This window comes from Pseudomonas sp. TH10 (genome assembly GCF_016651255.1).
Lineage (GTDB): Bacteria > Pseudomonadota > Gammaproteobacteria > Pseudomonadales > Pseudomonadaceae > Aquipseudomonas.
In genome coordinates, this window is record NZ_JAEKEG010000047.1 from 16,943 (window position 1) to 29,900 (window position 12,958).

11 protein-coding genes and 1 pseudogene are annotated in these 12,958 nt (G+C 59.8%); 3 read left to right on the forward strand and 9 right to left on the reverse strand.

All coding sequences use genetic code 11. The annotated features are described in order from the left end of the window. Nucleotides 1-81: 81 nt before the first annotated feature. Complete coding sequence (gene leuS / locus JFT80_RS07260; protein WP_201147410.1) at nucleotides 82-2,688, reverse strand: leucine--tRNA ligase; 2,607 nt, start codon at nucleotides 2,686-2,688, stop codon at nucleotides 82-84. A 254-nt stretch (nucleotides 2,689-2,942) separates the two neighbouring features. Between leuS and JFT80_RS07265 the strand changes: the two genes are divergently transcribed. Both JFT80_RS07265 and JFT80_RS07270 read left to right on the forward strand, forming a co-directional pair. Then, nucleotides 2,943-3,266 (forward strand): hypothetical protein, encoded by a 324-nt coding sequence (locus JFT80_RS07265; RefSeq protein WP_201147411.1) that lies wholly within the window; start codon nucleotides 2,943-2,945, stop codon nucleotides 3,264-3,266. A gap of 106 nt (nucleotides 3,267-3,372) precedes the next feature. After that, on the forward strand, nucleotides 3,373-4,134 hold the full coding sequence (locus tag JFT80_RS07270) for a YdcF family protein (RefSeq protein WP_201147412.1): 762 nt from the start codon (nucleotides 3,373-3,375) through the stop codon (nucleotides 4,132-4,134). A gap of 85 nt (nucleotides 4,135-4,219) precedes the next feature. On the opposite strand, the gene lnt is transcribed toward JFT80_RS07270, so the two are convergent. From lnt to miaB, 5 genes and pseudogenes are all read right to left on the reverse strand, one after another. Next, the gene (gene lnt / locus JFT80_RS07275) at nucleotides 4,220-5,743 is read right to left on the reverse strand and encodes an apolipoprotein N-acyltransferase (protein WP_201147413.1); all 1,524 of its coding nucleotides are present in this window, start codon (nucleotides 5,741-5,743) and stop codon (nucleotides 4,220-4,222) included. A 17-nt stretch (nucleotides 5,744-5,760) separates the two neighbouring features. Continuing rightward, nucleotides 5,761-6,600 (reverse strand): HlyC/CorC family transporter, encoded by an 840-nt coding sequence (locus tag JFT80_RS07280; RefSeq protein ID WP_007909641.1) that lies wholly within the window; start codon nucleotides 6,598-6,600, stop codon nucleotides 5,761-5,763. 5 nt (nucleotides 6,601-6,605) lie between these two features. Further along, nucleotides 6,606-7,106 carry an rRNA maturation RNase YbeY gene (gene ybeY / locus JFT80_RS07285; RefSeq protein ID WP_201147414.1) on the reverse strand — a complete coding sequence of 167 codons (501 nt, stop codon included), beginning with the start codon at nucleotides 7,104-7,106 and terminating at the stop codon, nucleotides 6,606-6,608. After that, complete coding sequence (locus JFT80_RS07290; RefSeq protein ID WP_201147415.1) at nucleotides 7,099-8,097, reverse strand: PhoH family protein; 999 nt, start codon at nucleotides 8,095-8,097, stop codon at nucleotides 7,099-7,101. The genes ybeY and JFT80_RS07290 overlap by 8 nt, the downstream gene beginning before the upstream one ends. 203 nt (nucleotides 8,098-8,300) lie before the next feature. Beyond that, nucleotides 8,301-9,630, reverse strand: a pseudogene (gene miaB, locus JFT80_RS07295) (tRNA (N6-isopentenyl adenosine(37)-C2)-methylthiotransferase MiaB). A 133-nt stretch (nucleotides 9,631-9,763) separates the two neighbouring features. On the opposite strand from miaB, the gene JFT80_RS07300 reads away from it, so the two are divergent. Next, entirely contained in the window at nucleotides 9,764-10,093 is a 330-nt protein-coding gene (locus JFT80_RS07300) for a DUF1820 family protein (protein WP_003185742.1), read from the forward strand. 136 nt (nucleotides 10,094-10,229) lie between these two features. Here JFT80_RS07300 and JFT80_RS07305 read toward each other — a convergent pair whose 3' ends face one another. The 3 genes from JFT80_RS07305 to thiE all read right to left on the reverse strand — a co-directional run bounded on the left by JFT80_RS07305 (nucleotide 10,230) and on the right by thiE (nucleotide 12,942). Beyond that, nucleotides 10,230-10,778, reverse strand: a complete 549-nt coding sequence (locus JFT80_RS07305) for a tetratricopeptide repeat protein (protein WP_201147416.1) — start codon at nucleotides 10,776-10,778, stop codon at nucleotides 10,230-10,232. Between the two features lie 225 nt (nucleotides 10,779-11,003). Next, the gene (hemL, locus tag JFT80_RS07310) at nucleotides 11,004-12,287 is read right to left on the reverse strand and encodes a glutamate-1-semialdehyde 2,1-aminomutase (RefSeq protein WP_201147417.1); all 1,284 of its coding nucleotides are present in this window, start codon (nucleotides 12,285-12,287) and stop codon (nucleotides 11,004-11,006) included. Between the two features lie 31 nt (nucleotides 12,288-12,318). Further along, nucleotides 12,319-12,942: a thiamine phosphate synthase gene (gene thiE / locus JFT80_RS07315; RefSeq protein WP_201147418.1), complete on the reverse strand. Its 624-nt coding sequence runs from the start codon at nucleotides 12,940-12,942 to the stop codon at nucleotides 12,319-12,321. Nucleotides 12,943-12,958 lie beyond the last annotated feature (16 nt).

The window sequence follows — 12,958 nt, forward strand, 5'->3', positions numbered from 1 at the left end:
CTCCCCTTGAAACCATGTGGGCCGACCCTGCGGCCCGAAAGGTTTTACAGTGCGTCAGGCGAACCTGACGCCCAATCCAATTTAGCTGGCGACGATGTTGACCAGTTTCCCCGGTACAACGATCACTTTACGAATGGTCAGGCCGTCGACGAAACGCAGCACGTTTTCGTTGATGCGCGCGGCGGCTTCGACTTCTTCGCGCGTCGCGCTGGCCGGCATTTCGATCTGCCCACGCAATTTGCCGTTGACCTGGATAACCAGCGTCAGGCTGTCCTGCACCAGCGCGGTTTCGTCCAGCACCGGCCAGCCGGCGTCGATCACCGCATCCGGGTGGCCGAGCTGATTCCACAGCTCGTGGCAGATGTGCGGAGTGATCGGAGCCAGCAGCAGGGTCACGGCCTCCAGGCCTTCCTGCACCAGCGCACGATCCTGTTCGGTGCCTTGCGCGGCTTTTTCCAGCACGTTCATCAGCGTCATCACTTGAGCGATGGCAGTGTTGAATTTGTGGTTCTGGCCGACGTCATGGCTGGCCTGTTTGATGGCCAGGTGGATCGAGCGGCGCACGGCTTTCTGCTCGTCGTTCAGCGCGGCAACGTCGAGTTTGCCCGGCAAGCCCTGAGTGACGTGGGCTTGCGCCAGGCGCCAGACGCGCTTGAGGAAACGGTGCGAGCCTTCAACGCCGGAGTCAGACCATTCGGCGCTCATGTCAGGCGGCGAAGCGAACATCATGAACAGGCGGCAAGTATCTGCGCCGAACTGATCGATCATCGACTGTGGGTCGACGCCGTTGTTCTTCGACTTGGCCATCTTCTCGGTGCCACCGATTTCCACCGGCAGGCCGTCGGATTTCAGCTTGGCGCTGATGACCTTGGCTTTGCTGTCACGCTCGAGTTCCACGTCTGCCGGGTTGAACCAGGTGTAAGCACCATTGGCTTCGCGACGGTAGTAAGTCTCGGCGATCACCATGCCTTGGGTCAGCAGGTTCTTGAACGGCTCGTTGGAGCTGACCAGGCCTTCGTCACGCATCAGCTTGTGGAAGAAACGCGCGTAGAGCAGGTGCAGAATCGCGTGCTCGATACCACCGATGTACTGATCGACCGGCAACCAGTGATCGGCTGCGGATTTTTCCACCAGACCACCTTCAAAATGCGGCGAGGCGTAGCGGGCGTAGTACCACGACGACTCGACGAAGGTATCCATGGTGTCGGTTTCACGCTTGGCAGGCTGGCCGCATTTCGGGCAGGTGCACTCGTAAAACTCAGGCATGCGCGCCAGAGGTGAACCTGCACCATCCGGGACCACGTCTTCCGGCAGGACGACAGGCAGTTGATCTTCCGGCACCGGTACGTCGCCGCACGCGTCGCAGTGGATGATCGGGATCGGGCAGCCCCAGTAGCGCTGACGGCTGATGCCCCAGTCGCGCAGGCGGAACTGGGTGCGCGAGGCGCCCAGCTCTTTCTTGATCAGGGCGACTTCCATGGCGTCGAACGCGCCAGCAAAGTCGAGACCGTCGAACTCGGCGGAATTGATCAGCGTGCCGTGTTCGCCGTAGGCGTCTTGCCACGGGGCCGGGTTGCTGTCGCCAGAGCTGGTGCGCACCACCGATTTGACCGGCAGGTTGTACTTGTGAGCGAATTCGAAATCGCGCTCGTCGTGCGCCGGCACTGCCATGACGGCGCCGTCGCCGTAGTGCATCAGCACGTAGTTGGCGACCCATACCGGGAGTTTTTCACCGGTCAGTGGGTGCTCGACGAACAGGCCGGTTGGCAGGCCTTTTTTCTCTTGAGTGGCGACGTCGGCTTCGGCAACGCTGCCGCCCTTGCATTCAGCGATGAACGCTTGCAGCTCGGGATTGTTCTTTGCCGCCAGAGTGGCCAGTGGATGTTCGGCGGCCACGGCCACGTAGGTGGCGCCCATCAGGGTGTCCGGACGGGTGGTGAAGACTTTCAGCGCGCCGGTTTCGCCGATGGAGTCGACGTTGTAGGGGAACTGCACTTCCATGCCGCGGGATTTGCCGATCCAGTTGCGCTGCATGGTCTTGACCTGTTCAGGCCAGCCAGTCAGTTCGTCGAGGCTCTCCAGCAGTTCATCCGCGTAAGCGGTGATCTTGAAGTAGTACATCGGGATTTCGCGTTTTTCGATCAGCGCGCCGGAACGCCAGCCGCGACCGTCGATCACCTGTTCGTTCGCCAGAACGGTCTGGTCGACCGGGTCCCAGTTCACGGTGCCGTTTTTACGGTAGATCACACCTTTTTCGAACAGGCGAGTGAACAGCCATTGTTCCCAACGGTAGTAATCCGGCTTGCAGGTGGTCACTTCACGCGACCAGTCGACCGCCAGGCCCAGGCTGCGCAGCTGGGACTTCATGTAGGCAATGTTTTCGTAGGTCCACTTGGCGGGCGCTACGTTGTTTTTCATCGCGGCGTTTTCTGCCGGCATGCCGAAGGCGTCCCAACCCATCGGTTGCAGAACGTTCTTGCCTTGCATGCGCTGGTAGCGGGAGATCACGTCGCCGATGGTGTAGTTGCGCACGTGCCCCATGTGTAGCTTGCCGCTGGGGTAAGGGAACATCGACAGGCAGTAGAAAGTCTCCTTGCCTGGCTGTTCACTGACTTCAAAGGACTTTTGCTCGTCCCAGAACGACTGGGCGGCGGCTTCAATTTCACGGGGCTGATATTGTTCGTGCATGGCTACTTTTGTACTGGATAGGGGTGGCCTAATCCTCTTCAACGCAGGTCTCGGGGTTGGCCCGGACGAGCTGGAAGTGGAATTACAGGAAGCGCCGTAGCATACATGACCGCGCTTGGCCTAGGGAAACCCTGATTACAGCTACATACCCCGCAATACTTGCGTCGGGGCCGTTGGTCGCGGCGTACAGCCGGTTTGTATAGCGAAGCTAAGCTCTAACTGGGGAGTGAGTCTTATCTTCAATGAGGTGAGGGATGGTGGAGCAACGGCAAAAAAAAGTGACGAAACCCGAGTTGTACGAGAGGTTGATCGATCGTCTGGGGATGGCCCTGGACGCTGTAAAAACCGCTGACCGGCTGCGCGACGAGCGCCCCCTGGAACTGGAATTGCGTGGCTTGAGCCCCGCCGAGTTCAAACTGGTCAAGGCCTATCTGGATCGTAGTGAACGTGAAACGCATGGATGCCTGTCAGAAGCAGTGAAGCAGCTTGACGCACCGCGCTCGGCCAAAATCATCTGGCTCAAGGACAAGGTACCTGGCAGGGACGCGGTAAAGGTCCGGTCGCTGCAATTCAAATAAATAAGGCTCCGGCCGCATTTCAGGCAATGAAACAGTTTAGTCCTTTCGATTTAGTTGTCGCATTGCATCAACCCTCTTAGGCTTCGGGCATCTCTGGAGATGCTCGATGCCTTTTCGTTATTTCGTGAAACAACTTCTCTTGCCGCCCGGCATCCTGTTGCTTTTGCTGGCCCTTGGCTGGTGGCTGCGCCGCACCCGGCCACGACTGGCCGGCCTGTGCTTTGCGTTGGGCCTGGGGGGCTTCTGGCTGATGAGCCTGCCGGTGATTGTGCAATGGGGCGCCAAAGCGCTGGAACGCGAGCCGCCGTTGGCCCGTCAGGAATGGACGACGCTGGCCCAGCGCGCTGATGCCATTGTGGTGTTGGGTTCCGGGCGTGAGCGCGGCGATCTGGCCTGGGGCGAAGATCAGCCGACTGGCGTCGGGCTTGAGCGCCAGCGTTATGCGGCGCGGCTGGCGAAAGCCTCGGGTTTGCCGATTCTGACCACGGGTGGCCTGCATTACGGCACGCCGCCGACCGAGGCGAAGTTGATGGCCGATTCTTTGCTGGATGATTTCGGTGTAAGCGTGCGTTGGCAGGAAGGCGAAAGCCGCACAACGTGGGAAAACGCGAAGTTCAGCGCCGACATGCTGTTGCCACAGGGAATCAAGCGTGTGGTCGTGGTGACTCAGGCTTGGCACATGCCGCGCGCAGTCTGGTGTTTTGAGCAGGCAGGATTCGAAGTGGTGCCGGCTCCGGTAGGTTTTCTCGGCACTGACAATGCGCGGCCATTTGGTGGCTGGCTGCCGGAGTTCAAATCGATCTGGCAGAGCGGGCAGTTGCTGAATGAGGCGGTGGGGCAGGTGGGGTATTCGCTTTTCTATCGCTGAAGATCAGAAGATCGCAGCGGCGTGTCACCCGGTAGGAGCTGTCGAGTGAAACGAGGCTGCGATCTTTTAAGGCATCACAATTAAATTAAACGGTCTTGGCCATCCGGTTCGCCACCAGCGCCCAGCCAAACAACAACACACACACCACGATCAACGGCCACGAACGCCATTGCAGGTAGGGCGTCAGGTTATGCATCGGCACCACTTCGCCGTACAAAATGCCCTGCTCGAACTGCGGGATCTGCTCGGTGATCTGCCCATAAGGGTTGATCAGCCCGGTCACGCCGTTGTTGGTCGCACGGATCATCCAGCGACCCGCCTCCAGCGCGCGCATCTGCGCCATCTGCAAGTGTTGCAGCGGTCCGATCGAGGTGCCGAACCAGGTGTCGTTGCTGATCGTCAGCAGCAAATCGCTGCGTGCCGACAGGCTGGCAGCGAACTCCGGGTACACCACTTCGTAGCAGATGAACGGCGCAATCTGATAACCCTTGGCCTGTAACAACGCTTGATCGGCCGGGCCACGTGCGAAGTCGGACATCGGCAAGTCGAAGAAAGCAATCAGTCCACGCAATACATCCTGCAATGGCACGTATTCGCCAAATGGCACCAGTTTCTGCTTGAGGTAAGTACCGTCGCCTTCGCCAACCACGGTGATACCGTTGAAGAAGCGTTTTTCGTGACGAACCGTCTCGCGGATTGGCACGCCGGTGATCAGCGCCGATTTACGCTCAGCAGCGAAGTTGCCCATCATGGCCAGGTAGCCCTCGGCGGACTCCTTGAGCACCGGCACGGCGGTTTCCGGCCAGATCAGCAGGTCCGCCGGTTTCGAGCGAAAGCTCAGGTCGCGGTACAGCGCCAGTTGCGCGTTGAGCTGCGCCGGATCCCATTTCATGCTTTGTTCGACGTTACCCTGAATCGCGGCAACGGTCAGTGGTGCGCCAGAAGGGCTGGTCCAGGCGTGGCCCTTGAGGGCGATACCCGCGACCCAAGGCCCGACCAGCAGCAATGCGCCCGCAGCGATGAAACCTTTGCGTCCAGTGCGCACCAGGCGCAGGCCGTTACAGATAAGCGCCGCCGTGAGGGCGAGGGCAAAGGAGATCAGCCACATGCCACCGACGGGTGCGAGGCCGGATAACGGGCCGTCGAGCTGACTGTAACCGGAATACAACCACGGGAACCCGGTGAGGAACCAGCCACGAAACGCTTCCTGGCCGACCCACAAAGCAGCGAATGCCAAGGCGTCGGCCAATGGCGCTTCGTTACGTCGCAACCAGCGCGCCCATAGCCAGGCTGGCAGCGCGAAGAACCATGCGATCGCGGCCGTGAACAACAGCATCAGGAACCCGGCCAGCAGCACTGAGGCGCCGCCGAAATGGTGAATGCTGTAATAGATCCAGCTGGTGCCGGCGCCAAACAGGCCGAAACCGAAGCACCAGCCACGGCCCAGCGCCTGACGCGGACTCAGCTCACGCAAACCGGCATAGAACAAGCCGACCGCGAGCAAAGCCAGCGGCCAGATGTTGAACGGTGCCAGAGCGAATGTGGTGATTGCACCGGCCGCCACGGCCAGCAGGTTACCGGGCCAGCCGGGGCGGGTTGTCCAGCGCATTTCAGTCCTTAGATTTTTTACCGGGCGATTGGCGTCAGTCGCAGCAAATGAATCCGACGGCTGTCGGCGTTCAGGATGCGGAAACGATAGGCGCCGATTTCAGTGATTTCGTTGCGTTTTGGCAAGTGCCCGAACGCGCTCATCACCAGGCCGCCGACAGTGTCGAATTCGTCGTCGGAGAACTCGCTGTCGAAGAACTCGTTGAAGTTCTCGATCGGCGTCAGGGCCTTGATCAGAAAGTCGCCACTTGGCAGCGGCTTGATGTAGCTGTCTTCTTCGACGTCGTGTTCGTCTTCGATGTCGCCGACGATCTGCTCCAGCACGTCTTCAATCGTTACCAGACCGGCCACGCCGCCATATTCGTCGATGACGATGGCCATGTGGTTGTGGTTGGCGCGGAATTCACGCAACAACACGTTCAGACGCTTGGACTCCGGCACGAAGGTGGCCGGGCGCAGCAGATCCTTGATGTTGAAGCTGTCGCCGTTCTCCTTGAGGATCAGCGGGAGCAGATCTTTGGCCAGCAGCACGCCCATCACGTCGTCATGGCTTTCGCCGATAACCGGATAGCGCGAGTGGGCCGAGTCGACCACGGCCGGGAGAAACTCGCGCGGTGTCTGGGTCGCCTTGATGCTGATCATCTGCGAGCGCGGGACCATGATGTCGCGTACTTGCAGGTCAGCCACCTGAATGGCGCCTTCGACGATGGCCAGCGCTTCGCTGTCCAGCAGTTTGTTCTGATGTGCATCACGCAGCAGCTCAAGGAGCTCCTGGCGGTTCTTCGGCTCGTGGGCAAAAGCCTGGGTCAGTTTACCCAGCCATGACTTCTGCCCGTTGCTCGATCGATCTTCGCTCATAGCGATTACTCTGAATCCTTTGTTGTAACGATAGGGGATGTTTCGGTTTCGATTTCGTCGTCCGCGTACGGATCGGGATAGCCCAATTCGGCAAGCAACGTTCGTTCCAGTGCTTCCATTTCTTCGGCTTCTTCATCATCTATATGGTCGTAACCAAGCAGATGCAAGCAGCCGTGAATGACCAGATGCGCCCAATGGACCTTTAGTTCCTTGCCTTGCTCGGCGGCTTCGCGCTCGACCACGGCCACGCAGATCACCAGATCGCCGAGCAATGGGATGTCGAGAAACTCGTCGGGCACTTCGGCCGGGAACGACAGGACGTTGGTCGCGTAATCCTTGTGGCGCCAGGTGTGATTGAGCTCACGACCTTCTTCCTCGTCAACCAGACGAATGGTCATTTCCGAGTCAGCGGTGCGCTGGCGCAGGGCCAGTTCGCACCACAGGCGGAAGTCGGCCTCACTCGGCGCGTTCGCGTCAGTCGCGATTTGCAGGTCTAGCTCAAGCATTTCGCGAGGTGTCCTTGGGTGCTTCGTCACGGTTTTCGAAGCGCTCGTAGGCTTCGACGATCCGCTGGACCAAAGGATGGCGCACGACGTCTTTGGGCATGAAGTGCGTGAAGCTGATGCCCGGCACGTCTTTGAGCACTTCGATCACATGGTGCAGACCCGATTTGGTGCCTTTCGGCAGGTCGACCTGGGTGATGTCACCGGTGATGACCGCTGTAGAGCCGAAGCCGATCCGGGTGAGGAACATCTTCATTTGTTCGACGGTGGTGTTCTGGCTTTCGTCGAGGATGATGAAGCTGTTGTTCAGCGTGCGGCCACGCATGTAGGCCAGCGGTGCAACTTCGATTACCTGGCGTTCGATCAGCTTGGCCACGTATTCGAAGCCGAGCATTTCGTACAGCGCGTCGTACAGCGGGCGCAGGTAGGGGTCGATCTTCTGCGACAGGTCGCCGGGCAGGAAGCCGAGTTTTTCACCCGCTTCAACCGCCGGACGCACCAGCAGGATGCGGCGGATCTGCTCCCGTTCCAGCGCATCTACTGCGCAGGCAACGGCCAGATAGGTCTTGCCGGTACCGGCGGGGCCGATGCCGAAGTTGATGTCGTTGCCGAGGATTTCCTTCACGTAGCGCAGCTGATTCAAGCCGCGTGGGCGAATCATGCCTTTCTTGGTGCGCAGGGCGACGGAGGCTTCGGCGGGGGCGTGATTGTCCAGCTCGACGACGGCCGATTCCTGGAGGAACAGGTGCACGATGTCTGGCGACAGCTCGGTACCCTTGGTTTCCCGGTACAGGCGGCGCAGCAGGTTTTCCGCAGACGTGGTGTGCTTGGGGTCGCCGATCAGCTCGAACTGATTGCCGCGGTTGCGGATCTCGATGGTCAGGCGCTGTTCGATCAAGCGCAAATGCTCGTCGAATTGCCCGCACAGATTGGCGAAGCGGCGAGCCTCAAAGGGCTCGAGGATAAAACGATGTGGTTCTATGGGTGCGTTCAAGGTCGTATTTAGCCGCCCTGGGGCAATTAAGATGAAATCAAGGATAACGCCAGAGGCTTGGGTGCGAAAGCTCTTAAATATTCCAACACCCAACACCGGCCTGTAGGAGCAAAGCTTGCTCGCGATGAACGATGACGCGGCCTACCAGACAGACTGCGGCGCGGCCATCGCGGGCAAGCCTTGCTCCTACGGGTTTGCGTTGATTACTGGATCAGCGAGCCGCGCAGCGAGTGCGGTTGCGCCGCATCGATGTGCACGTCGGCGAACTGACCGATCAGGGTTGGATTGTCGCAGCGGAAGTTGACGATTCGATTATTCTCGGTGCGCCCTTGCAGTTCACCCGGATCTTTTTTCGAGTAATCGGTCACCAGAATGCGTTGGATCGAGCCAACCATTTGTCGGCTGATCTCAAACCCTTGCTGATTCAGGCGATGTTGCAGGGCGTTCAGGCGTTCTTTTTTCAGCTCTTCCGGCGTGTCGTCGGCCAGATCAGCCGCCGGAGTGCCGGGGCGCTGGCTATAAACGAAGGAATAGGAGAAATCGAAACCGACGTCGGCAATCAGCTTCATGGTCTGCTCGAAATCTTTCTCGGTTTCACCAGGGAAGCCGACGATAAAGTCCGAACTGATGCAGATGCCCGGCACCGCCGCACGCAGTTTGCGCAGCTTGGATTTGTACTCCAGTGCGGTGTGGTTGCGCTTCATCGCCGCCAGAATCCGGTCGGAACCCGACTGCACCGGCAAATGCAGGTGTTTGACCAGTTCCGGTACTTCGGCGTGGGCTTCGGATCAGGCTGTCGGAGAACTCCAGCGGGTGTGAAGTGGTGTAGCGGATGCGGTCGATGCCATCGACAGCCGCAACTACGCGGATCAGCTCGGCGAGATCGGCCAGGCGCCCATCATGGGTCGTACCGCGATAACCGTTGACGTTCTGCCCCAGCAGAGTCACTTCACGCACGCCGTTCTCGGCGAGGTGGATGACTTCGGCGATCACGTCGTCGAACGGCCGGCTGACTTCTTCGCCACGGGTGTACGGCACCACGCAGAACGTGCAGTACTTGCTGCAACCTTCCATTACCGACACGTAGGCGCTCGGGCCATCGATACGCGGCTCGGGCAAGTGGTCGAATTTTTCGATTTCCGGGAACGACACATCCACTTGCGGCAGCTTGGTGATGCGCGCGGCGTCGATCATTTCCGGCAGGCGGTGCAGGGTTTGCGGGCCGAAGACCACGTCGACGTACGGTGCGCGATCACGGATGGCCGCGCCTTCCTGACTGGCCACGCAACCGCCGACGGCGATCACCATTTCCGGGTTGGCCAGTTTCAGTTCGCGCCAGCGACCGAGCTGGGAGTACACCCGGTCCTGGGCACGTTCGCGGATCGAGCAGGTATTGAGCAGAATCACGTCTGCGTCTTCCGCCCGGGCGGTGACTTCCAGGGCCTGATGTTCACCCAGCAGATCGACCATGCGCGAGCTGTCGTACTCGTTCATCTGGCAACCGTGGGTTTCGATGTAAAGCTTCTTGGCCATGGATTTTGGTCGTCACGTGATTCAAAGAACCGCGCATTATAGGGAACATGCTGTCAGGTTCCTACCGCTGTGCGTCCGGTGGCTATGCTATAGTTCGCGCCCTCATTTTTATCCCCGATGTCGTCCGCCCGCCATGACCAAACGCGAAGCTCCAATCTACAAGGTGATTTTCCTCAACCAGGGCCAGGTGTTCGAAATGTACGCCAAGCAGATCTATCAAAGTGATCTGTGGGGTTTCCTGGAAGTGGAAGAGTTCGTCTTTGGCGAGCGCACGCAAGTGGTCGTCGACCCGAGCGAAGAAAAGCTCAAGGCGCAGTTCGAAGGCGTGGTGCGCAGCTTTGTGCCAATGCATTCGATTGTGCGCATTGATGAGGTGGAACGTCTGGGTACCCCGAAAATCAGCGAAGCCCGCGGCGCGGTCGGCAACGTCATGCCTTTCCCGATGCCGATGCCTGAGAAGTAAGCCTTCGAGACCGCGTCGACCTATCGCTGGCAAGCCAGCTGCCACAGTAGATCTGCGGTGTTCACATTATTTGTGAACGACAGCGCCCCTGTGGGAGCTGGCTTGCCAGCGATGGGTCGTCAGATTGAAGCAAAAACTAGGGAAGTGGCGAAAACGGCGTACGCCCATCCGCGCTTTGCAATTCCATCAAGTACTTGCGGAAAATCTGCCCGAGCACCTGAGTGGCCACCTCAAGTTCTTCACGCGGCATCTTCTCGGCCACCTCGTCGGCAGTGTCCAGCGCATCCTCCGCGCCATTGACCGCCGCCATCTTCAGCACGATATACGCCTGGACATTGTTGGCCGGCACGCCTTCGCCGTGGAAGAACATGGTGCCGAGCTTGAATTGCGCCTGGGCGTGGCCTTGCAGTGAGGCTTTTTCGAAGTAGCTCAGGGCTTGATTGAGGTCGCGCGGCGCATTTTTGCCGTCGTAGTGGAACTCACCCAACTCGTATTGCGCCTGTGCATCCCCTTCATCCGCGGCTTTCTGGCAGGCAGCAAGCGCCTGGGCCAAGTCCTGCGGCTGAGTATTGAGGGTGCAGCGACCCATCGCTGGGATTAACAACGAGTTGCCGCCTGCTTGTACAAGCAAGGGCTGAAGGAGCAACAGGCAGCCCAGTGCAAGGGCGCGGCCGGTGCGGTTCATGGGAATCGACTTACCTCTGAAGGGCACGCGGACCCATCGAGGGATCCAATAAGCGCGCATTATGAAATAAGCAGGGCCAACCTTACAAAGTCTTTACTCGTTTTTCTGCTGCGCGGGGAATATATCGCCCACTTTATGGGAGATTCCTGGCAGGAGCGCTGGAAAAACAGTGCGGATGTAGGTGAAAGCTGACGCTGGCAATAGCCAACGTCAGCGGTACGGCGATTACTTCAGTGCAGCGAAGGCGCGCTCGGCAGCGTCCAGCGTCAGTTTCAACTCGGCTTCGCCATGGGCGATCGAGGTGAAACCGGCTTCGAATGCGCTTGGCGCCAGGTACACGCCGCCTTCGAGCATCAGGTGGAAGAAACGCCCGAACAGCTTGGCATCGCTGGCCATCACGTCGTCGAAGGTCACGATGTCATCGGCACCACTGAAGTACAGGCCGAACATGCCGCCGGCCTGGGTGGTCACGAACGGGATACCGGCTGCATCGGCGCGTTGTTGCAGGCCATCGAGCAGGCGACTGGTGTAGTCGGTCAACTCGGCATGGAAGCCAGGACGGCTGATCAGGCGCAAGGTGGTCAGGCCCGCCGCCATTGCCAGCGGGTTACCCGACAGCGTACCAGCCTGGTAAACAGGCCCCAGTGGTGCAATGTGCGACATGATTTCACGCTTGCCGCCGAAGCAGCCAACCGGCATGCCACCACCAATGATCTTGCCGAAGGTGGTCAGGTCCGGGGTCACGCCGTAATGCGCTTGTGCACCGCCCAGTGCCACACGGAAACCGGTCATCACTTCGTCGAAAATCAGCACCACGCCGTGCTTGTCGCACAGGGTCCGCAGGCCTTCGAGAAAGCCCGGTGCCGGAGGAACGCAGTTCATGTTGCCGGCCACCGGCTCGACGATGATGCACGCGACGTCCTGGCCCACTTCAGCCAGCATGGTTTCGACCGCGTCGATGTCGTTGAAGGGCAAAGTCAGCGTGTGTCTGGCGAATGCCGCCGGTACACCTGCCGAACTCGGCACGCCTTGGGTCAGGGCGCCGGAACCGGCCTTGACCAGCAGGCTGTCGGAGTGACCGTGATAGCAGCCTTCGAACTTGATGATGCTGTCGCGCCCGGTAAAGCCGCGGGCCAGGCGAATGGCACTCATGGTCGCTTCGGTGCCGGAGCTGACCATGCGCACCATTTCCATTGAAGGCACGAGTGAGCACACCAGATCCGCCATCTGGGTTTCCATCTCGGTCGGTGCGCCGTAGGACAGGCCGTGCTCAAGTTGCTTGCGCACGGCGTCCAGAACGTCCGGGTGGCTGTGGCCGAGGATCATCGGGCCCCACGAGCCGACGTAATCAACGTAGCGCTTATTGTCTTCGTCGGTGACGTAGGCCCCTTCAGCGTGTTTGAAAAACAGCGGCGTACCGCCAACGCTCTTGAACGCGCGCACTGGCGAGTTCACGCCACCGGGGATGTGTTTCTGGGCATTGGCAAATAGCGTTTCGGAACGGGACATGATCGGACTCTCAAATCAGATTTTAAGCGACTTAAATGGAAAGCAGTTCGTTGAACGCGCGGGCGCGGCGTGTGACTTCAGCCGTGCTTTCGGCGCCGAACAAACCGTGAACCACGGCCAGCAGATCGACCCCGTGGGCCACCAGCGGCGCGGCGTTGTCGAGAGTGATGCCGCCAATCGCGCAGATCGGCAGGTGCAGTTTGCGCCGGGCTTCGTCGAGCAGATCAAGGCTGCAGGTCGGCGCGCCGGGCTTGGTGTTGGAGTTGAAGAAGCGGCCGAAGGCGACATAACTCGCGCCTTCTTTAGTCGCCTGCTCTGCCAGTTCAAGTTGCGCGTGGCAGGTCGAACCGATGATCGCTTTCGAGCCGAGCAGGGCGCGGGTCGGCGACAGCGGGCCGTCGGTCTGACCGAGGTGCACGCCGACGTTGAGGCGCGCGGCCAGTTCGGCGTCATCGTTGATGATCAACTGCGTCTTGTAGCGCTCGCACAGATCGCGCAGGGCTTCGGCCTCGCGCAGACGGCGGGCTTCGTCGTTGCTCTTGTCGCGGTATTGCAGCAGGGTGACGCCGCCTTCCAGCGCCGCCTCCACGTAAGACAGAAACTTGCCGGCCAGCAGCTCGCTGTCGGTGATGGCATACAGGCCACGTAGTTTCATCAGGCAGACCTCACGA